Raw genomic sequence first — 19,867 nt, forward strand, 5'->3', positions numbered from 1 at the left:
CGGCTTTGTCCGGCTTTTTCTATTGGGTTGGTAACCTCATTCCTGATCTGAGCAAGAGATCCCAACACTCGTTGAGTTTGATGATTGTCCGATCGTCCAGCGCTTTGGCGTAGATGTCTTGTAGATGACGCCGCGCTGTTGTTGTCGGGCAAGTCGGCCGTAGTACACCGTCTGTGGCGCGCACAGAAGCTTCTACCAATGGCGTGAGCGTCCCGACTGTGCGGAATGGATCTGCACCAATTTGAATATGCCGCGTGGCATCCCGATCCAATATCCAGGGAAATGGATCAGTGAAATCAAGGTTCATCAAGCTATTGAGACGTATATTGTTTGTAGCCTCAAATTGCTTGATGGCTTTAACCGCATGGTCGACCGATAAAAGCCAGTACATCTGATAGTCAAGCTCGGCATAGAGCCGCCAGCTGGGCAATTGCCCTTCATCAGCCAGCTGCTGATAGGGCTTAGCGTTTTGCGTATAATGGTTTTCCAGGAGAAGGGCTCGGTCCATTATATCTGCACGCGTCGAAACCAGTCCCATTGTTTTTAATTCGGATACCGGGGCAGGGATATAATTGGGAGCAACGGCGACAAAACGCAAAGTGCCGTGGATGACCTTCGTTACCGTGGGAATGGCAGTGAAGGCGATAAGGCAAAAGATGATTAGCCGTTTTTTTTCGTCAAATGCCGTCGACTTGTAAATTATCGCCAGCAAAACCGGCCAAAGGAAGATAAACTCCTGGCTGCCCGTGTTTTGCGTCTCAAGGAATGTCCCTGCAACCATTAAGATGCTGACCCATAGCCAATCCCGGTCGAGAAAAGACCTGCTTTTCTGCAACATTGTTGTTTGGGAATGGCCGCGCCAATCAAGCCAAAACAAAAAGATGATCAGACCGGCTGCAGCAATTATAACGTCGAGTTTATTCGAAAAGACCGTCAGAAAACGTGAAATCAATAGTCCTTCGTTCAAACTGACCAGCGCAATGATGTTTGCGATATAGGATGAGACCATTCCGTTATTGAGCTCAAGTCCCGCTAAGACAATCATGAAAACCGCGAGTGCCAGAATTACATGGCGTAGCAGGAAACGGCCTGTAAGTACGGCAAAAAGGCCAATCATTCCCCCCGCAAGAAATCCCGTGATCTTCGTGAAAAAAAGCGCAAGCATCGCCAGCGCCGCAATAATTGCTAAGGCGCGACCTCTCGGCAAAAATATAAGCGCGCTTGTTAAGATGTAGAGAAATAAAGACGTGTGGCGATTGTAGATGCCAAACCCACTCACGCCTGGATAGGAATGAAAGGCTTGGGTATTCATAGGACAAAGCGCAAAAATCAGAAAAGGTATTAGGATAGCCATCGCTAATTTGCGATTGTCTTTATCTACCACGGCAATAACTGCCGCCATCAGCGGCATTGCTGATATCAGGACAGACCATTGCGCCAGCAATGTCGGTTGCCCAGCAGGAAAAAGCGTTTGCAACCAATAAAACTGATAATATTCCATAGCGCCGACGGGGGCTTGAAAATCGACGGCGGGAATTTGTCCGAGCTTCAACCGCTGTGCTGCGTCCAGATATATGTAGGTATCCCAGTACATCGGGCCGATGGGAATAATGAGCGGTAAGCTCAGTAGAACGCAGAGAACCAGTGCAGTTAGAAACAGCAAACTCAATGGCGAAAAAAACCACGTAACCGATTGTTTCCTGCCCGTTGTCAAATCCACCATTTGCTTTCGCTTCAGCTCGTTCACTTTTTACAATTGATGATCAGGGTCGCGTCAATTTTGCCCGGCAGCTTTGTCGCAAAGGCTTGCAAATGGATCACGGTCCCTTCGCCTTTGCTCATCTTGTCCAAACGAAAAAGCCTTGTACCATTTCACCGGGACTAACAGCTTATGACCCTACCCTTCAGTTCTCCATATTGCGTTAAATTGTATGGCTGATCTTCAAGTTTTTTAGTCAAGGCAGGCAGTGTTTACTATGCGTCGCGCCATGTTTTGGGCATGTCGCAAACAGGCCTTAGCAATAGACACACAGAACGGCATAGTGCAAAAAATCATAGATGCCGTTCGAACCCCTCGATCGATACCAAAGGATGTTTAGAAATGAAAACTGAGGCGCGTGTTGTCGTTATCGGCGGAGGTGTGGTGGGTGTTTCAACACTTTATCACTTGGCCAAAAAAGGCTGGAGCGACGTTGTCCTGATCGAACGGAAAGAACTGACTTCCGGGTCCACCTGGCATGCGGCTGGCCTGCTTCCGCTCTTTAACATGAGCTATTCAGTAGGCCAAATCCACAAGTACTCAGTAAAATTCTATCAGGAGCTGCAGGAAGAAACCGGTATGAATGTCGGTTTTACCAATTGCAGCAATATTCGTCTTGCCCGTACCAAGGATCGCTGGGACGAGTACATGTATTATGCCGGTGTCGCTGAGACGATCGGAGTACCGGTGAAGCTACTGACACCGGATCAGGTAAAGGAAATTTGGCCTCTCGCGGAGATGGACGGAATTTTGGGCGCGATTCAGCATCCCGAAGATGGATATATTCAACCGGCTGATCTGACACAGGCGCTTGCCAAAGGCGCACGCGATCGCGGTGCAACGATCTATCGTTATACAACTGTGCTTGGCATCGAACAGTTGCCGTCCGATAAATGGCTGGTAAAGACCGATAAAGGCGATATCACCGCGGATCACGTTGTGTCCGCCACCGGTAATTTTGCTCGAAAGACCGGCAAAATGGTGGGGCTCGATGTACCGGTTATTCCGGTCGAGCACCAATACATTGTTACAGAGCCTCATCCCGCTATCGTTGAACGCAAAGCAAAAGGCTTGCCGGAGATGGGCGTTCTGCGCGAAAGTGATAGTTCCTGGTATATGCGCGAAGAAAATGGCGGGCTTTTACTTGGGCCATATGAGCGCGGCGCTCCGGTCTGCTATGTCGATGGACCTTCAGATGGCAGCGAATACGAGCTTTTCCAGGAAGATTTGGACAGGCTGGAGCCTTACATTGAAACAGCCATTGCGCGGGTTCCCGCCTTTGGCGAAGTTGGCATCAAGAAGGTCTATAATGGTGCTATTGCTTATACGCCAGATGGTTCGCCGATCATTGGACCTGCGCCCCGCCTGAAAAATTTCTGGCTCAATGAAGGTCATTCCTTTGGCGTGACTGCAGCTGGCGGCGCTGGCTGGCAGTTGGCAGAATGGATTGTGGAAGGCGAACCCTCCATCGACATGATGGGTGTCGATCCAAGACGCTTTGGACCCTACGCAACTGAGGGTTACCTCAAAGAAAAGAACGAAGAGGCCTATGCGGAAGTCTTCTCAGTTCATTATCCGGATGAAGAACGCGGTGCAGCGCGCCCCTTGAAGCGCTCGCCAACATATGAGCGCCAGAAGGAATTGGGTGCTGTGTTCGGGACTGTCTATGGTTGGGAACGCGCCAACTGGTTTGCACCGATAGAATATGAACTGGACGTCGCAAAGCTGGACAAGCCGGACGTCCTGATGAATCACAATCATCCCAAGCCGGTAAACGGCAAAGTAAAGGAGTTGTGGTCATTTCGCCGTTCGAATTACTTCGAACATGTTGGCCTCGAGATCAAGAACGTTACCAGCAATGTCGGCCTGCTCGATATGTCAGCGTTCGCTAAAATGGAAGTGTCGGGTCCTGGTGCACGCCAATGGCTTGATTCAATTCTGGCGAACCGCATCCCCAAAAAACAGGGACGCATCGCACTTTGCCATCTTCTGACGAAGCAGGGTGGCGTTCGCTCTGAGTTCACGGTCTATGAGTGGGTGCCTGGCAAATTCTATTTGGTCTCTGCCGGGGCATATGAGAACCACGATCATGATTATCTCTATAAGCTATTGCCAACCGATGGCTCAGTATCGCTACGTCCCATCACGTCGACCTATGGGGTTTTGGTTCTTGCTGGACCAAACAGCCGCAAGGTGCTTGAGAAGCTGACACGTGCAGATCTTTCCAATGAAGCATTCCCTTGGCTGTCCGGTAAAGAAATAAGCGTAGGCACTGCGACTGCTCATGCCCTCCGAGTTAATTTCGTCGGCGAGCTCGGATGGGAATTGCATCACCCCATCGAACAGCAGAGCGCCATATACGAAATGTTGCTTGAAGCCGGCGCAGAGTTTGGCATCAAGCCATTTGGCATCCGTGCCATGACTGCAATGGCCGTTGAGAAGTCCTACCGTCTCATCCCACGCGAACTATCCATTGAGTATAATGCCTTTGAAAGTGGACTTGACCGGTTTGTTCATCCGAACAAGGGTGACTTTATTGGTCGCGACGCTGTCGTGAAGGCACGTGAAGACGGCTTGAAATGGAACTTCGTTACCTTGGAGGTGCATGTACCTGGCGTATCCGATGTCGACGCAAGGGGCAGTGAACCAATTTACTCCAAAGGCGAACTCGTTGGACGTGCAACTCACGGTACTTACGGCTGGCGCTTGGGTAAAAGTCTTGCGCTGGCAATGGTAAAGCCGGAATACTCGGCTTTGGGTACAGAACTCGAAATCAAGATTCTCGGTAAGACTCACAAGGCCACGGTCATTCCGGAATCACCTTTCGACACTGAAAATGAACGACTGAAGGCTTAATAACCTTCGTTGAAAAATAAAAATGGCGCCGTTTGGCGCCATTTTTCTTTTGTGTTCATTCAACTGCGCGTGAACAAGTACAAACCCGCTTTGCGTTATTTCATTTTGCGGTACACTTTCCATATGTCATCACAAAAGAAAGCTCTTTGCGGTTTTCTGATACTGGCGGCGCTCTTGGCCAGTTCCTTGGCGCGCTCACAATCAAACGAAATTGATGTGGATGTAGAGCTTGTTCTTGCGGTTGACGCATCGCGCTCGATGCAAAGTTTTGAGCAAAAAATTCAGAGAGATGGTTACGTTGCGGCTTTTCGGCAAAGAGACGTGGTTCGCGCCATTCAGGAGGGCGTTCATGGCAAGGTTGCGATTACCTATGTCGAATGGGCAGGCTCGACAATGCAACGGGTCATCGTTCCATGGATGGTGGTGGACAGTACAGAATCTGCTGAAAAGTTCGCATCCCTACTTGCAGCGCCTATCCCAACAACACAAAGCAGGACGTCTATCTCAGGCGTCATCGACTTTGGCACCACCCTTTTCGATGATAACGGTTTTAAAGGGTTGCGCCGTGTCATCGATGTTTCTGGAGATGGTGCAAACAATAATGGACGCCCCGTACTTGAAGCCAGAAATGATGCGACCGCAAAGGGTGTAACGATAAATGGATTGCCCCTTATGACCCGGGGCGATTTTTACTCCGATTGGGCCGTCGAGGATTTGGATGTCTATTACACAAACTGTGTCATTGGCGGGCCCGGTGCATTCATGATTCCCGTCAATTCGTGGGATCAATTTCCTGAGGCGGTAAGACGCAAGCTTGTCCTCGAATTAGCGGGAGGTGCATTCGATGTGCACAAGGTGGATTATCGCTCATCAGATATGCCTCCTATCTCGGTTGTACAGAACAAGCGGGAATACGATTGTTTGTCCGGAGAGCGAATATGGCAAAAGCGGATGCAGGACTGGGAGTCCCGCTAACCTGACTAGGCAGCCATAAGCAGCTTGCGATCAGCGCGCTCCTGTTGTGGCGAGCGCCCATATAGTTCGCGATAGCATTTTGAAAAGTGTGAGGCGGAAACAAATCCGCAAGCTACCGCGACTTCAACAATGGGCATTGACGATTGGATCAACAGATGGCGTGCACGATCAAGCCGGATTTCCAGATAGTAGCGAGCAGGGGAACGCCCCATTTCCTGGCGGAATAAGCGTTCAATCTGGCGGCGAGATAGGCCGACATGATCGGCAATTTCTATCAATGAAAGTGGCTCGGAAAGTCGCGCTTCCATCAGCTCGATAATCGTAAGCACTTTTGAATTTTGTACACCTAGCCGCGCACGGAGAGGCAGACGTTGGCGGTCATGCGGACTGCGGACTCGATCGGTTAGAGCCTGCTCGCAAACGCGGTTGACGATATTGTCGCCAAAATCATCACCAATAAGTTTGAGCATCATGTCGAGCGCAGCAGTGCCCCCGGCACAGGTGTAAATATTGCCATCGACCTCAAAAAGATCGGCATAAACATCAGCTTTAGGAAAGGCTTCCGCAAAGCCGGGCAGGTTTTCCCAGTGAATGGCACAGCGCTTGCCTGAGAGCAGGCCAGCCGCAGCCAGTATATGCGCACCTGTACATAGTCCACCGACCGCGACGCCGCGGTTGAATTCCTCGCGAAGCCAGGCAAAAACGGACTTGTTCTGGAACTTTTCAACGTGAACGCCCGAGCAAACAAAGACCATTGATGGACGGTCTTCGCCGGTCAAGTAACGCCGCTCATCTTCAAGCGAGGAATTGGCGGCGCATTCAACGCCATTTGATGCTGTTACCGGCTTTGCATCCACCGATGCGAGGCGCCAACGATATGCCTCATATCCCAACATGCGATTGGCAATACGCAAAGGCTCGATCGCAGTCGCAAATGCGATCATAGAGAAATTCGGAACCAGAAAAAATACGAAAGAGCGCTTGGTGAGACCGACTTGATCCATGTTGACCTATGTTCCCGTATCTGGCTTTAAGGCCATGTCGCACCTGAACCAGCATGTTCCGGCGGCGGGCGTGGTCTTTAGAGCTTTTTTTCAGATACAACCATAGAACTATTCTAAATGGAAGGGCTTGGCCCTGTGTCGCAAAAGCGCAGGTGTAACTAATATTAAAGGGAGCAGATAGTTCGTTATCTGCTCCCTTTTTTGAATTGGCCTCGCATTTAATTTGGCCGGTGTTTCATTTCATTGCATTCCTGCACCTGACGCTCGTACAGATCAGGCCAGCCAATATCTTGCCGAATACCTTCGGGCAGTGAATCAAGTGCACTTTCCGTAGCGTGAAATCTGCGGTTGCGAATAACGGAATCGCGTGCATTCAAAACAGCTCGCGCCAAGCCGTGTACGTGCTCGTTAATGGAAGCTGCAATACGCTCGGAAAATCCAATCTCGCCCTTATTATAGCCTTCGTCACAAATACTCATCTTCGTTCTCCTTTTTGAAAAGAAAGGTGCTTCGTGCTTACCTTTCGATACACTTGACTATCGGCGCTAATTGATGTTCAATCAAACGAAATTAGAGAATGGTATAATTAAGAAAAATTGATCTGTGAGGATGTGACATGTCAGCACCAATGCATCACCCGATTCCGATCCTGGATCTGGACGTATTGCGCACATTTGCAATGATTGCCGAAACTGGCAGCTTTTCCAGCGCTGCCAATGCAGTCTTCCGCACCCCTTCCGCAGTTTCGATGCAAATCAAGAAGCTGGAAGAGGTGCTCGGTCATGTTCTGTTGGAACGTGACGCACGATCAGTAAAGCTGACCCCAAGTGGCGAGATATTGCTGGGTTATGCCAAGCGCATGCTCTCACTGAACCGCGAAACAGTTGCAAAATTTATTGCTCCGACAGTTTCTGGTGTTGTGCGGCTGGGAGCACCGGACGATGTAGGAGAAAGGGTGCTCCCGTTTGTCTTAAAGAGATTTGCTGAGTCGCACCCGGATGTGACAGTCGACGTGGTTATCGATCAGAGCAACAACCTACGGAAGCGCCTTGATGAGCAGCGTCTCGACGTGACCTTGGTCAATGTCAATGAGACATTGGCGAAGCATGATGAAATTGAAGTTCTCATGACTGAAAAGATTATCTGGGCCGGAGCCAAGTGCGGTAATGCCCACGAACGCAGTCCACTGCCGTTGTCGATGTGGGAGGAGGGCTGCATCTGGCGTGCCAACGCCATTGAGGCATTGGAGAGCATGGGCCGCGATTATCGCGTCGCTTATATGAGCGCACATACGATGGGCCAGCGCGCAGCCATCGTTGCCGATTTAGCGGTCGCACCATTCTCGAAGTTTCTTCTGGATGACAATATGGTTCAACTTGGACCAGAGCACGGATTACCCGAGCTTGGTGAATCAAAGCTTGGTATGCTCGTCACCAAGAATGCCGGTGCCCACATTAAAGCAGTAGCTCAACATCTTCGCGTCTATTTCGAAGGGTATGAACGTACTGGCAAACTTACCTGCTGAGGCAATAGTTTTTCAAAGCTCTAACGAGATCCGGGCAAGTCTGCTTTTGCGAGGCGGTTTCAAAACCAAGCCGCCTTGCCGATTCACTGACAATGGGCCGGGAAACCGCGCAAGATGAATGTATTTCTGCAAAGGGAATGCGATCAAGGAGCATCTCGGCATTGTCGATGTTGACGCCCGATCCGGGCATGATTTTTATCCGTCCGTCAGCAAGCTCAAACGTTTGCTGCAGATCATCAACACCTTCGCGAGAAGTTGGCGCGCGTCCGGAGGTGAGGATTCTTTCAAATCCAAGATCGACTACCATATTAATGGCATCTTCAAGGTCTGGCACGAGGTCAAATGCACGATGCAACGTAACACCCAGTCCGCTGCATTGCCGGATTAGACGTTCAAGCGTCTTGTGATCCAACTCGCCGCTGATCAGGTTTGCGCCAAAAACAACACCTGAAAGACCGCTCGCACGAATAACATCGATTTCGCGAAGCATTGCATCGACATCAGTTTCGTTGAAAACGAAGTTTCCTGGACGGGGCCGGATCATCGCGTAGATAGGTATTGATGAGGCAGCAGCTTGACCGATCAGGCCGGGAGTTGGCGTCAAGCCACCGAGCTCGAGTGCGGAACAGAGTTCCACGCGGTCAGCGCCACCCTTTATTGCCGCTGCCAACCCTTCAGGACTATCCACGCAAACTTCAAGTAAAACAGTCATTTAGGCAGTTCCATCAATCCTAGAACTCCAGCGCCGATCAAGCCGGGTTCAATCTTAAGTTCTGCCGGAATTACCAGCGGCCTGTCAGTCCGTCTTAAGATACGGCGGCGAACTGCTTCGTCCAGTTTGCCGATCAGGGAGCGGGAATTAGCGAGTCCTCCGCCAACTGGTACAATAGAGGCTCCGACTATGTTGAGTGTCATTGCCAATGGTGCGCTTACAATATCAACATAAACGTCAATCGTTCGAGCTGCTGCCTCGTCACCAGCATCCCAAGCTGCAATAATCTCTGTGCTGGCAAGCGAAACACCGTGAATATGTGCATGGAGCCGTTCCATGCCGCGAGCCGCTCCTACTGCATCAACGCAGCCAATCTGACCGCAACCGCACGCATAACGAGGTATGGCAATGGGCGGGTTGCCTGCAAGTGTCGCCGAAACAGGACCATGGCCCCATTCGCCTGCAAAACCTCCAGTCCCCTCGTGAATTTTGCCGTTTATAACCAGGCCACCGCCAACGCCTGTTCCCAGAATGATGCCGAAGACAACCCGATGATTGCGTCCAGCACCGACGACAGCTTCGGACAATGCAAAACAGTCAGCATCGTTTGCCACAAGCACTGGCCGTTTCAGTTTCTCACTAAGGTCCGCAACCAACCGGCGGCCATTTATACATGGGATATTGGCACAAGTGATCACGCCAGTGTCAGAGTCGACAACTCCCGCGATTGATATAGATATCAGACTTGTCGGAGCCACGCCGCCATCAGCCGCAATTTTTTCTATTGCCATGGCAAATAGATCGAAGTCGTGCAGGGGAGTAGCAACCTTGGACAAAGGGCGAATATCTTCTGGCGAATAGGCTATCGCACCCTTGATGGCTGAGCCACCAATATCAAAACACGCTATCATAGGTGGTAATTTCCGGAATCACTCATATGAGGTTGTTTGATAGCGGAAATTACGAAAGTAACAAAGCTAATCACGTGATCGGCGGGCAGCGCGATCCTCACGTGAACGGCGACGCGGCGTGGCGTCACCTGCAATGCCATCCTCGCTGACATTTTTGCGTGGAGGCAAGGTAACGGCTTTGGACAGTTTTGGGAAAGGATCGACCTTATTAGGCATCGCCATTGCATAAACGAAATGTTCTTGGAACTTCGGTTCAAGAGCAGTTTCAATTTTCTCGATGCGAGTAACAGTGTCCTCGATTTCGCGGCGATAGTTACGGTTTAGCAGAGCCATGCGTGCGCCGGTACCCGCCGCGTTACCCACGGCTTGAACCTTGTCCAAATCGCAATCAGGGATCAGACCGAGAACCATGGCGTATTTCGGATCGATAAACGAGCCAAAGGCACCGGCAAACCGTATTTGATCGACGTGATCAATGCCCAACTTGTCCATCAGCAACTTGACCCCGGCATAAAGTGCCGCTTTTGCCAGCTGAATGGCTCGGACATCTGTCTGGGTAATGGTAATTGTCGGCATACCTTCGTGCAAAAGGTAGGAAAACGTGCGGCCAGTTGCCATAACGCGTGGTGATTTGGCAGCAAGGCTACCGTCGATCACGCCATCTTCGGAAATTATTCCAGACAGATACATCTCCGCAACGACTTCAATAATGGCAGAGCCGCAAATGCCGGTAATACCGCTTGCCGCCACAGCGTCATCAAAGCCCGGCTCGTCGGACCATTGTTCTGTGCCGATCACCCGGAAGCGAGGCTCCAGAGTTACAGGATCTATGCGAACCCTCTCAATGGCGCCGGGTGCTGCACGCTGACCACCAGAAATTTCTGCACCTTCAAAGGCCGGACCAGTCGGCGATGAGGCGGCAACTGTACGATGACGATTTCCCAGAACGATCTCGGCATTGGTGCCAACATCAACCAGCAACATCATCTCTTCTTGGCGATGCGGGCCTTCCGCCAGAGTGGCGGCTGCAGCATCAGCGCCAACGTGCCCAGCAATACATGGCAGCATGTAAACACGGGTTCCGGGATTCATCGGAAGGCCAATGTCAGATGATTTGAGATGCACAGCGCCTGAAACCGCCAGCGCAAATGGCGCTCCACCTAGCTCGGTCGGATCAATGCCGAGGAAAAGATGGTGCATGATCGGATTACCGACGAAAACTGCATCGAGAATATCTTCGCGGGCAACTCCGCCTTCGGCGCAGACCCTGTCGATCAGTTCATTTATCGCCCCACGAACGGCGGTGGTCATGCCTTCGCGTCCGTCCGGATTCATCATGACATATGAGACGCGGCTCATCAGGTCTTCGCCGAAGCGGATTTGCGGATTGGACGTGCCCGCCGACGCGATGGTACGAACTGAAAGAAGCGACGACAGATGCATGGCAATCGTCGTGGAGCCTATATCACAAGCAATGCCATAGGCTTCATTCTTGAGGCCAGGCCACAAGCCGATCATGGTTGGGCGGGATGTCTCTTCATCATGGTGGATAGCGGCAGTGACGCCCCATTCGCCCTTGCGAAGTATCTTCTGAACATCGGCGAGAAGATAGGTGTCGACGTCTATATTGTGAAAGCCCCATTCCTTTTCGAGCGCAGCCTTCAGTCGGTCTAGATCGCCAAGCGGTTTGTGCATGTCGGGCTCTTCAACCTCGACATAGCACATGCGGATAGCGGGATTACGCTCGATCACGCGTGTATCGACCTCTTTGCGTACGACCTGTGCATTGACTTGAACGTCTTGCGGAACGTCGACAACAAGATCGCCAAGGATCATCGCCGAACAGGACAGGCGCCTGCCTTGTTTGAGGTCCCGCTTTTCCGCGTATCGTTGCTCTTTGGCGCCAAATTCCGAAATATGATCGTTGGAGGAGGTAATGCCATGTTTGGCAAAGCGACCCTCCTGTACTTCGACCTGACAACGGCCGCAAATACCGCGACCGCCGCAAACACTTTCGACATATACGCCGAGAGTACGCGCTGCATCGAGGATAGGAGTGCCAACTGCAAAGCGACCACGCTTTCCTGAAGGCATGAAAAGCACGAGTGCTTCTCTGGCGGAGCTTTCAGGTGTTTTAACGGGTGCGTTCAAGATCGGTACTCCAAAACTCATTAGGTGGAGGGCAGGGTGTAGCCTCCACCTATCTATGCCGGGCCGAGCGTCTGACGCAAACGGCTAGCTTGCGACGCCGCGTCGCGCATCTCGTCCACCACGGCGACGACCACCACCGGATGAATCGGCAGGGACAGAAATTCCCGCAGTTGCACCTGCCCCTGCTGGCTGGTGGTCACGGTATTTTTTGATCCAATAGGTGCAATTGGCATCAGTGCCGTTGAGAACATTGGCAGCGTGCACCGCTTCCATCTCCTGTGGGCGGCAGGGATTCATAATGGCCGACGTCATTCCAGCGCCGATGACCATTGGAATGAAACCGGCATTGATGCCATGACGATGCGGTAAACCGAACGAAATGTTTGACAGGCCGCAAGTGGTATTTACCTTGAGTTCTTCCCGCAGGCGGCGCAGCAGGGCAAATACCTGACGTCCCGCATCGCCGAGGGCTCCGATGGGCATGACCAGCGGATCGACAACAATGTCGTGGGCGGGAATGCCGAAATCAGCGGCACGTTGAACGATCTTCTTGGCAACCGCAAAGCGAACGTCCGGATCCATGGAAATTCCGGTCTCGTCGTTCGAGATGGCTACGACCGGGACATTATATTTCTTTATAAGCGGAAGAATTGCTTCTAGTTTTTCCTCTTCACCGGTTACTGAATTCACCAATGGACGACCTTTGGCAACACGCAGCGCAGCTTCGATAGCTGCTGTAACCGAACTGTCTATGGAAAGCGGCACGTCAACCAGATTCTGTACGATCTCAAGTGTCTTGACCAGAAGATCAGGCTCCGTAGCATTCGGATCCACCGCGGTTACCCCGGCATTCACATCCAGCATGGTTGCGCCAGCGGCCACCTGTTCCAGTGCATCCCTGATGACAGTATCGAAGTTTCCAGCCACCATCTCTGCGGCAAGCTTCTTGCGCCCGGTAGGGTTGATCCGCTCGCCGATTACGCAAAAAGGCTGATCGAAACCTATGATGATCTCTCTGGTTGCCGAGGCAACGATCGTACGGGTCATGCAGAAATCCTTAATTGGCCGCTGAGTTGACTGCTAGGTAGGGTGTAGCGTTCAAGTTCCATGAACCACGATCAACCAGCCATTCGGATGATTTCTTCAGGCCACCAAACGGAAACACGTGTATCTGCTTGATCGCGGATGCCGGATTGGCAATCGCGTGCTGCTCGATTGGGCCAACTACACCCTCCGGAGAATGGCTTGTCGCGAGCGCAGTTAGCGAAAGCGCATTCTTCTTCAAGAAGCTGATTGAATTACCTACACCACACATTGCAGCATATTTAATCAGCGTTGTGATTTTTGCGGGGCCTGCGACGCCCAGATGGACTGGCAAATCCACGCCATGCTCGCGCAGCGATTCCGAATAACGGATAAAGCGATCAGCATCAAAACCGAACTGGGTGACTACCCGAATACGAGCACCGGTGCGTTCACCGAAATTCTTCTTGAGGCGAAGCGCCTCCAAAGCAACAGCTTCGGAAAACTCAGGGCTTCCTTCCGGATGACCGGCAACACCCATTTCCGTAATGCCATATTTATCAAAAAAGCCGGTTTCAAGAACCTGCATTGTGGAAGAAAATTCACCGGCCTGACGCTCAAGACCACCGCCAATGACGAGGACATCTGTGACGCCAGCTTCCTGCGCAGCGCGTTGAATGCGGGTTTCCAAGGCAGCTTTTGTCGAAAGGCGACGCGAAGCGAAATGTGGAACAGGCTTATATCCAAGATCATGAACGCGCTTTGCAGCCGCTGTGAGCGTATCAACGCTATCGCTGCCCATGTCAGTGATATAAACACGCGTACCCGTCGGGAAAAGGCCCGGAAGGTCTTGGGATTCGATAGCCTGGCGCGCTGCGACTTCGATTGATGCTGCGATTTTTGTCATTGGCTTCGCTCTCAATTCATGAATTGTCATGTCCACCTGCCTTTACAAGCGCCACAAGGCGTTCCCGGTCATAATCATTGTCAATACGGGCGAGGGCCGTATCAGCCTCAGTTTCAAGATCGTCACTGACAGGCACCGGCGTGCCGCGACGCCATTCGGCCAGATAAGCGTCAGAATCTTTGGCACCTATGCGCATCGCGCACATGTCGATAGCTTCAGTAAAACGAATGGGGAGTTCACGCTTTGCTGCCTGGCGGCCTTTTTTGACGGTCACTTGGGCGGGTATATCCCGCCAATAAACGACAATGAGATCAGCCATGCAAAAGGTCCTCCGACAACGTTCCTTGTGCCGGAAAATATTGGGCTAAGCTAGCTATCTCACGACGCACGGGCACTCAAATGCGACGTACCGTGGTGCTATTTTTGCGACAACTTATTTTAGAAGGGCCAAAAACTTGCTGCATAGGTAATAACGCTGGCAGCGACGAAGGCAAAACCAGCGACAATCGCAATTGAGACAACACCTATTGTAAGCCCTGCAAACAATAGTCGCCCATCGCGTTCACATAAGGCAATTCCGATAATTGCAGTTGCGAGCGCTGGGAGCCAGTTTGAAAGCGGCATCGGCAATACGACTGACATGCCGAGAATAGTAGTAAAAGCACCGAGCAAGCGGTCGCCTTGTTTCCGACCAAACGGCCAGTTGCGTGGTTTTATAAAGCGCTCGAGCCATTGGAGCCTGGGCACAATCTTGTCGGAAACCTGCCTGAAACGTTCAGGCGAAATTGACTTTGTGCGCAGAAAAGAGGGCAGCCAAACGGAATCCCGTCCCATGACCATTTGAACCGACACAAGCACAAGGGGGATACCTGTGACTATTCCAGTGCCAGGGGGCAGTGGCAGAAGGTTCAAGATGGCAAAGAACGTCAACAGCGCAGCAAAACTGCGATCCGTAAATGCGTCCTCCAGTTCGGTGAATGAAACAGGAGCGGTAACGGAAAGAGATAAATCCTTGAAAACCTGAGAGAGAGGCCGCGGATCGTTGTCCGCTTGCATCTCTTCTATGTGGTCCTCAGGACTTGGTTTATGGTTTGCTTGAGTAGCAGTCATGTTCTCGTCTTGCTTGTGCTTTCGACGCATATGGCGTGAGCTTGGTGACATTGCAATGACGAAAGGGCTTAACGTTTTAATTCCAGAACATCCAAAATTGACTCGAGCGCTGGTGAGGGAAACTCAATCCGGAACGAGTTCGTTGACATTCGGTAGGCATAACCTACCTCGTCAGTATCAGCGCCAGAACCATATTTTTTCGGCTTTTCACCAGCAATAAAGCCACTTCCCAAATAGATCAGCCTTGTGTCACTATCAGTGAAGAAGCGACCTTTGGTACGCTGCGATCCGCTTATCTTTTCCAGCATCCAACCGGATCCATCATCGGTGACACGACATTTGAACCAGCTGTAAATTACCAGCGGCGTGGTTTTCCCAAGCTTTATTGTGCGGCATTGCCAGTTGCCGGTCATGTCAAAATTCTCACCAAATCCGAGAGTGGGCGCGGCAAGAATATCGTTGAGTTTGGCTATATCTGCCGGTTCTCCGCCTTTTCTTGCTTCGCTCAACGCCTGCGCTTTGGTTGTTTCATGCGAGGCGAGACGAACTTTGTCTGAGGCCGTGATGATTTTGTTGATGGTCCCATCCGCAAAAGCAGAATGGGCGATGCAGATCAGAAGAACTGTCAAAATGGGAAATCGCATGGAAAATTCCTGTTGGAATCAGAAAACAAAGAGAAATTAAACTCGCTGACATTGGGGGAGGCAGGCCGTTCAGTGACCGGCTGCCGCCTTCAGCGCAGGTACCAGGTCGCCATAGCCGGTAAGCCGACGCTCGTAAGCTAATCCCAAGAACTCTGCGGCTTTTTCAGCTTTTACGCTCAGTTCTGGATTGTCTGTTTGTGCCATATAGACCATCTTCTTGTAGTTGCCGAAATAGATGTCCCGCAATTCCGGATGGCGATCCAATCCCAAGGGTTTGACCATGAAGGCGTCAAAATGGCGGGCAAGAAAATCTGTCATGAAAAATGATGTCATGTCAGCATCCCATTGTGCGGCAAAGAGGTCGTTACCCGCATAGAATGAAAAGCAGTGAGGGCCAGCAATCCGTTCCACACCGTGCTTTTCACATACCCGATCCAGCAAACCGCCCGTTCCGCAGTCAGCATAACCGATGAAGATGTTTGTTATACCTTCGGCCTTGGCTTTTTGAATAGCTTGATCAACAGATGGCGCTATTTTGTCAGGGTAGTGATGATACTCCGCCGGCAGGCATATCAACTGTAAATGATCGAGGCCAAACTGTTCGCGAATGGCAAGCACTTCGCGTGCAATCATTCCGCAAGCAATGACCCGTACAGGCTCCGGTTGAATTGTGTGGTTTCGGCTAACATTCATGGAACCGATGTTGCTCCATCGCGTTATGCGAACGTTGGATTTAATTTATCAGAACGGGAGACATTTCCATGAAACTATCACACTTTGCTCCGATTGCAGCTATTCTTGCTGTAGTTACACTAGCGGGCTGCGCAAATACCATTCGGGGCGTGGGTGCCGATGCCGCAAATACTGTAAATGCAACTCAGAACGCAGGCCACCGCGTTGCAAATTCTGCTCAATAATTAAAGCGCCAATATGGCGCTTTCTCCCATTTTACTGAGAACGAGCGGCTGCATTATCATGCGGCCGTTTCGTAATTATGCGCCCGACATCTGATTATGTTTGCGCTTCATGTATGATTTCGCAGTTTCAACGGCAACCGCCGCATCGCGGCAATAGGCATCCGCGCCGACTGCTTTGCCGAACTCTTCATTAAGCGGTGCACCGCCGACGAGTACCACATAGTCGTCCCGAATGCCTTTTTCCTTCATCGTGTCGATGACGACCTTCATATACGGCATTGTCGTGGTCAAAAGCGCCGACATGCCAAGGATATCGGGTTTGTGCTCTTCAATGGCCGCCAGATAATTTTCAACGGGATTATTGATGCCCAGGTCAATCACATCAAACCCTGCGCCTTCCATCATCATGCCAACGAGATTCTTGCCAATGTCATGAATGTCACCCTTAACAGTGCCAATTACCAGCTTGCCCTGCTTGGGCGCGCCGGTTGCAGCAAGGAGAGGGCGGAGGATGAACATGCCTGCTTTCATCGCATTGGCTGACAGCAAAACTTCCGGCACGAAGAGGATACCATCGCGGAAATCTTCGCCGACGATACGCATTCCCTCCACCAGCGCTTCAGTCAGGACCCTATAGGGCACCCAACCGCGTTCAAGCAGAATGTTTGTGCCTTCTTCGATCTCTTCCTTGAGGCCGTCATACAGATCATCGTGCATTTGCTCGACGAGTTCTTCGTCTGAAAGCTCCGAAAGAATGATTTCATCGTCGGCCATTTCTATGCTTCCTTTCGCGCCTCATGCAGATGTGAACAAGGGTTCTGGCGTTTCTCTATCATATCGGGCAAGTTGCTGAAAACACATTGCTTAAATGCGACCTCGTAAATGACGAAAACGACTGTTGGTTGTCTCCGATGCGCCACCGGGTGCCGCACACGGAAACGCTCTTGCAGGCTATGCGGTTAGGATTTGGTCTGTTGAAGGAAAAGCCTGCGCTCACGAAGCGCTGAGGAGATAAGAAAATGAGTGAGGATACGTCAGTTGATGCTTCCGCTGAGGCGGAAACAGGCGGTGGTGTTCGCCGCGGTCGTGGCGCAGGGGCTGGAGCTGCCGCGCGCCGTGCCGCACGGTCTGGTGGCGGGCCTGGAAAATCACTGACTTATATTACCCGCAAGATAAATACCTATGAGGTGCTGGACGAGGAAGGTTTGGCGATTATCGAAGCCAATGCCGACACAGTGCTGGAAGAGATCGGTATTGAGTTTCGCGATGACGCAGAGGCCCTCGCACTGTGGAAAGAGGCCGGCGCTGATGTCAAAGGCGAGCGGGTTCATTTTCCAAAAGGTTTGCCACGCTCACTTTTGAAAACAGCGCCTTCAGTTTATACGCAAAATGCGCGCAATCCGGAGCGGTCGGTCCAGATTGGTGGGAAAGCGACAGTTTTTGCCCCTGTATACGGTCCGCCTTTCGTTCGCGACCTCGATGGCAATCGTCGCTATGCGACCATTGCCGACTTTCAGAATTTCGTGAAGCTCGCCTATATGGCCCCCTCGATCCATCACTCGGGCGGTACAGTCTGTGAGCCGGTGGATGTGCCTGTAAACAAGCGCCATCTTGATATGATCTATGCTCATATCAAATATTCCGACAAACCATTTATGGGATCTGTCACTGCACCCGAGCGGGCTGAAGATACAATTTCCATGTGCAAACTTGTGTTTGGTGAAGATTATCTTGACCAGAACACAGTGCTGACCAGCCTTATCAACGCAAATTCACCGATGGTTTTCGATGAGACGATGTTGGGCGCATTGAAAGTATATGCACGCAACAATCAGGCCTGCATCGTCACGCCATTCATTCTTGCGGGCGCAATGAGCCCGGTTACCGTGGCTGGGACGCTGACGCAGGTTCTGGCCGAGGTTCTGGCGGGGGCGTCGTTTACTCAGTTGATTCGTCCAGGCGCTCCGGTCATTTTCGGTACTTTTGCTTCATCTATCTCCATGCAATCGGGAGCACCGACATTTGGCACTCCTGAGCCATCGCTTGTGTCATACGGCGCTGCGCAACTTGCACGCCGGCTCGGATTGCCGTTCCGCACGGGTGGTTCGCTTTGCGCATCAAAGGTTTCCGATGCTCAGGCGGCCTATGAAAGTGCAAACACTTTGAATTCGACGCTGCTGGCGGGTACAAACTTTGTGCTGCACGCCGCTGGTTGGCTCGAAGGCGGATTAGTATCCTCTTACGAGAAGTTTATGATGGATATTGACCAGCTCGGCATGGCCCAGAAAATCGCCGAAGGCGTCGATCTTTCCGAAAACGGCCAAGCTATGGATGCCATCAGGCAGGTTGGGCCCGGCAGCCACTATCTCGGCTGCGACCATACACAGGCCAATTTCCAAACAGCCTTTTATCGTTCGAACATTGCTGACAACAATTCCTATGAGCAATGGCTTGCTGAGGGTGAAAAGCGTGCCGACCAGCGCGCCAACGAACTTGCCCGCCGTTGGCTGGAGACTTACGAGGCGCCGTATCTTGATCCGGCAATCGATGAATCGCTCAAAGAGTTTATTGCCAAGAAAAAGGCATCGATGCCCGACGCATTCACCTGAAAGAAGCCCGAAGACGGCCGGGCTAAAGTGGCCGATTTTATCCATAAAGACGTCTGGGCCTCGGCAGTGAAGGGGTAGGTTGTCTGGCAATGACTGCTGACATGAAGTTGGATTGGATTGCTGCGGAACTAAGGCCTTTTGGCCTTGTTCCGCGCGGTAGTTTTATGTTTGATGCCAAGACACCGGCGCCGAGCCTTGGTGAACATACCGATTTCAAAAGTGCGGTAATGATCGGGCATTTCGGCTCGACCATATGGCCGCACTTCGGTCAATGGCGGCAGTCGCAGTCAAATATGGCTGATCCGCTGGATAGTTGGTCAAAGGAAATACTAAACAAAGTCGCCACGCGTGTGGGGGCCTTTGCCGTTTTCCCTTCCGACCAGCCGTATCAGCCATTCCAGGAGTGGGCAAAGCGCGCTGAAGGGGTTTCCGCTTCTCCGCTCGGGTTGCTGATTCATCCCCAATATGGACTGTGGCAGGCGTTTAGAGGTGCGTTACTGTTTGATAGCGCTCTCGAGCCTTCGCAACTGTCTCCAACCATTCATCCATGTGATGTCTGTTTGAATAAACCGTGTCTATCAGCCTGTCCTGTTCAAGCTTTTGACGGGATCGGCTTTGCGGTGGATCGCTGCCGGGACTACCTTTGGACTGACGGTTTCGAATGCATGGATAGAGGATGCAAAGCGAGGCTGGCATGCCCCGTCGGACGGGAACACGTATATGTATCCGATCAGCAGCGCTTTCACATGGCCGCGTTTGCGTAG

The 19,867-nt window shown here is 51.6% G+C and carries 19 protein-coding genes; 6 read left to right on the forward strand and 13 right to left on the reverse strand.

All coding sequences use genetic code 11. The annotated features are described in order from the left end of the window. Nucleotides 1–19: 19 nt before the first annotated feature. Nucleotides 20–1,723, reverse strand: a complete 1,704-nt coding sequence (locus tag V9K92_RS17930) for a hypothetical protein (RefSeq protein WP_337354562.1) — start codon at nucleotides 1,721–1,723, stop codon at nucleotides 20–22. A gap of 378 nt (nucleotides 1,724–2,101) precedes the next feature. Between V9K92_RS17930 and V9K92_RS17935 the strand changes: the two genes are divergently transcribed. Beyond that, nucleotides 2,102–4,615 carry a GcvT family protein gene (locus tag V9K92_RS17935; protein WP_307285992.1) on the forward strand — a complete coding sequence of 838 codons (2,514 nt, stop codon included), beginning with the start codon at nucleotides 2,102–2,104 and terminating at the stop codon, nucleotides 4,613–4,615. A gap of 123 nt (nucleotides 4,616–4,738) precedes the next feature. Continuing rightward, a complete protein-coding gene (locus V9K92_RS17940; RefSeq protein WP_337354563.1) occupies nucleotides 4,739–5,590 on the forward strand; it encodes a DUF1194 domain-containing protein in 852 nt (283 codons plus the stop codon). A 5-nt stretch (nucleotides 5,591–5,595) separates the two neighbouring features. On the opposite strand, the gene V9K92_RS17945 is transcribed toward V9K92_RS17940, so the two are convergent. Both V9K92_RS17945 and V9K92_RS17950 read right to left on the reverse strand, forming a co-directional pair. Beyond that, nucleotides 5,596–6,594 carry a GlxA family transcriptional regulator gene (locus V9K92_RS17945; protein WP_337354564.1) on the reverse strand — a complete coding sequence of 333 codons (999 nt, stop codon included), beginning with the start codon at nucleotides 6,592–6,594 and terminating at the stop codon, nucleotides 5,596–5,598. 218 nt (nucleotides 6,595–6,812) lie between these two features. Beyond that, nucleotides 6,813–7,073, reverse strand: coding sequence for a hypothetical protein (locus V9K92_RS17950; RefSeq protein ID WP_337354565.1), 261 nt, complete (start codon nucleotides 7,071–7,073; stop codon nucleotides 6,813–6,815). Between the two features lie 137 nt (nucleotides 7,074–7,210). Here V9K92_RS17950 and V9K92_RS17955 point away from each other — a divergent pair, with 137 nt between their 5' ends. Beyond that, nucleotides 7,211–8,119: a LysR family transcriptional regulator gene (locus V9K92_RS17955; RefSeq protein WP_115052646.1), complete on the forward strand. Its 909-nt coding sequence runs from the start codon at nucleotides 7,211–7,213 to the stop codon at nucleotides 8,117–8,119. Here the strand turns inward: V9K92_RS17955 and V9K92_RS17960 are convergent. From V9K92_RS17960 to V9K92_RS18000, 9 genes are all read right to left on the reverse strand, one after another. Continuing rightward, complete coding sequence (locus V9K92_RS17960) at nucleotides 8,109–8,831, reverse strand: copper homeostasis protein CutC (RefSeq protein WP_337354566.1); 723 nt, start codon at nucleotides 8,829–8,831, stop codon at nucleotides 8,109–8,111. The genes V9K92_RS17955 and V9K92_RS17960 overlap by 11 nt on opposite strands. After that, nucleotides 8,828–9,742 (reverse strand): ROK family protein, encoded by a 915-nt coding sequence (locus V9K92_RS17965; protein ID WP_115052648.1) that lies wholly within the window; start codon nucleotides 9,740–9,742, stop codon nucleotides 8,828–8,830. Before V9K92_RS17965 ends, V9K92_RS17960 begins: the two co-directional genes overlap by 4 nt. A 66-nt stretch (nucleotides 9,743–9,808) precedes the next feature. Next, the gene (locus tag V9K92_RS17970; RefSeq protein ID WP_337354786.1) at nucleotides 9,809–11,836 is read right to left on the reverse strand and encodes an ASKHA domain-containing protein; all 2,028 of its coding nucleotides are present in this window, start codon (nucleotides 11,834–11,836) and stop codon (nucleotides 9,809–9,811) included. 141 nt (nucleotides 11,837–11,977) lie between these two features. After that, nucleotides 11,978–12,940, reverse strand: coding sequence for a methyltetrahydrofolate cobalamin methyltransferase (locus tag V9K92_RS17975; RefSeq protein WP_337354567.1), 963 nt, complete (start codon nucleotides 12,938–12,940; stop codon nucleotides 11,978–11,980). A gap of 10 nt (nucleotides 12,941–12,950) precedes the next feature. Beyond that, complete coding sequence (locus V9K92_RS17980; RefSeq protein WP_337354568.1) at nucleotides 12,951–13,823, reverse strand: methylenetetrahydrofolate reductase; 873 nt, start codon at nucleotides 13,821–13,823, stop codon at nucleotides 12,951–12,953. A 16-nt stretch (nucleotides 13,824–13,839) separates the two neighbouring features. Then, nucleotides 13,840–14,142 (reverse strand): virulence factor, encoded by a 303-nt coding sequence (locus tag V9K92_RS17985; protein WP_115052651.1) that lies wholly within the window; start codon nucleotides 14,140–14,142, stop codon nucleotides 13,840–13,842. A 119-nt stretch (nucleotides 14,143–14,261) separates the two neighbouring features. Next, a complete protein-coding gene (locus V9K92_RS17990; protein WP_307285973.1) occupies nucleotides 14,262–14,933 on the reverse strand; it encodes an exopolysaccharide biosynthesis protein in 672 nt (223 codons plus the stop codon). A 68-nt stretch (nucleotides 14,934–15,001) separates the two neighbouring features. After that, complete coding sequence (locus V9K92_RS17995) at nucleotides 15,002–15,577, reverse strand: DUF4893 domain-containing protein (protein ID WP_307285970.1); 576 nt, start codon at nucleotides 15,575–15,577, stop codon at nucleotides 15,002–15,004. Between the two features lie 69 nt (nucleotides 15,578–15,646). Next, complete coding sequence (locus tag V9K92_RS18000) at nucleotides 15,647–16,270, reverse strand: DUF1638 domain-containing protein (RefSeq protein WP_337354569.1); 624 nt, start codon at nucleotides 16,268–16,270, stop codon at nucleotides 15,647–15,649. 68 nt (nucleotides 16,271–16,338) lie between these two features. On the opposite strand from V9K92_RS18000, the gene V9K92_RS18005 reads away from it, so the two are divergent. Then, on the forward strand, nucleotides 16,339–16,494 hold the full coding sequence (locus V9K92_RS18005) for an entericidin (protein ID WP_115052654.1): 156 nt from the start codon (nucleotides 16,339–16,341) through the stop codon (nucleotides 16,492–16,494). A gap of 75 nt (nucleotides 16,495–16,569) precedes the next feature. Here V9K92_RS18005 and V9K92_RS18010 read toward each other — a convergent pair whose 3' ends face one another. After that, a complete protein-coding gene (locus tag V9K92_RS18010; RefSeq protein ID WP_336439836.1) occupies nucleotides 16,570–17,268 on the reverse strand; it encodes a corrinoid protein in 699 nt (232 codons plus the stop codon). A gap of 245 nt (nucleotides 17,269–17,513) precedes the next feature. Between V9K92_RS18010 and V9K92_RS18015 the strand changes: the two genes are divergently transcribed. Together V9K92_RS18015 and V9K92_RS18020 are read left to right on the forward strand one after the other, a co-directional pair. Then, complete coding sequence (locus V9K92_RS18015) at nucleotides 17,514–19,103, forward strand: trimethylamine methyltransferase family protein (protein WP_115052656.1); 1,590 nt, start codon at nucleotides 17,514–17,516, stop codon at nucleotides 19,101–19,103. An 89-nt stretch (nucleotides 19,104–19,192) separates the two neighbouring features. Next, entirely contained in the window at nucleotides 19,193–19,867 is a 675-nt protein-coding gene (locus V9K92_RS18020; RefSeq protein ID WP_337354570.1) for a hypothetical protein, read from the forward strand.

Source organism: Phyllobacterium sp. CCNWLW109 (assembly GCF_037203905.1).
GTDB classification, from domain to species: domain Bacteria; phylum Pseudomonadota; class Alphaproteobacteria; order Rhizobiales; family Rhizobiaceae; genus Phyllobacterium; species Phyllobacterium ifriqiyense.

Excerpts from the sequence above, each read along its gene's own strand:
- V9K92_RS17960 (WP_337354566.1), bottom strand. The coding sequence starts at position 8,831 with ATGACTGTTTTACTTGAAGTTTGCGTGGATAGTCCTGAAGGGTTGGCA.
- V9K92_RS17950 (WP_337354565.1), bottom strand. The coding sequence starts at position 7,073 with ATGAGTATTTGTGACGAAGGCTATAATAAGGGCGAGATTGGATTTTCC.
- V9K92_RS17970 (WP_337354786.1), bottom strand. The coding sequence starts at position 11,836 with ATGCCTTCAGGAAAGCGTGGTCGCTTTGCAGTTGGCACTCCTATCCTC.
- V9K92_RS17990 (WP_307285973.1), bottom strand. The coding sequence starts at position 14,933 with ATGACTGCTACTCAAGCAAACCATAAACCAAGTCCTGAGGACCACATA.
- V9K92_RS18020 (WP_337354570.1), top strand. The coding sequence starts at position 19,193 with ATGACTGCTGACATGAAGTTGGATTGGATTGCTGCGGAACTAAGGCCT.
- V9K92_RS18000 (WP_337354569.1), bottom strand. The coding sequence starts at position 16,270 with ATGAATGTTAGCCGAAACCACACAATTCAACCGGAGCCTGTACGGGTC.
- V9K92_RS18010 (WP_336439836.1), bottom strand. The coding sequence starts at position 17,268 with ATGGCCGACGATGAAATCATTCTTTCGGAGCTTTCAGACGAAGAACTC.
- V9K92_RS17995 (WP_307285970.1), bottom strand. The coding sequence starts at position 15,577 with ATGCGATTTCCCATTTTGACAGTTCTTCTGATCTGCATCGCCCATTCT.
- V9K92_RS17955 (WP_115052646.1), top strand. The coding sequence starts at position 7,211 with ATGTCAGCACCAATGCATCACCCGATTCCGATCCTGGATCTGGACGTA.
- V9K92_RS18015 (WP_115052656.1), top strand. The coding sequence starts at position 17,514 with ATGAGTGAGGATACGTCAGTTGATGCTTCCGCTGAGGCGGAAACAGGC.
- V9K92_RS17985 (WP_115052651.1), bottom strand. The coding sequence starts at position 14,142 with ATGGCTGATCTCATTGTCGTTTATTGGCGGGATATACCCGCCCAAGTG.
- V9K92_RS17945 (WP_337354564.1), bottom strand. The coding sequence starts at position 6,594 with ATGGATCAAGTCGGTCTCACCAAGCGCTCTTTCGTATTTTTTCTGGTT.
- V9K92_RS18005 (WP_115052654.1), top strand. The coding sequence starts at position 16,339 with ATGAAACTATCACACTTTGCTCCGATTGCAGCTATTCTTGCTGTAGTT.
- V9K92_RS17935 (WP_307285992.1), top strand. The coding sequence starts at position 2,102 with ATGAAAACTGAGGCGCGTGTTGTCGTTATCGGCGGAGGTGTGGTGGGT.
- V9K92_RS17965 (WP_115052648.1), bottom strand. The coding sequence starts at position 9,742 with ATGATAGCGTGTTTTGATATTGGTGGCTCAGCCATCAAGGGTGCGATA.
- V9K92_RS17940 (WP_337354563.1), top strand. The coding sequence starts at position 4,739 with ATGTCATCACAAAAGAAAGCTCTTTGCGGTTTTCTGATACTGGCGGCG.
- V9K92_RS17975 (WP_337354567.1), bottom strand. The coding sequence starts at position 12,940 with ATGACCCGTACGATCGTTGCCTCGGCAACCAGAGAGATCATCATAGGT.
- V9K92_RS17930 (WP_337354562.1), bottom strand. The coding sequence starts at position 1,723 with ATGGTGGATTTGACAACGGGCAGGAAACAATCGGTTACGTGGTTTTTT.
- V9K92_RS17980 (WP_337354568.1), bottom strand. The coding sequence starts at position 13,823 with ATGACAAAAATCGCAGCATCAATCGAAGTCGCAGCGCGCCAGGCTATC.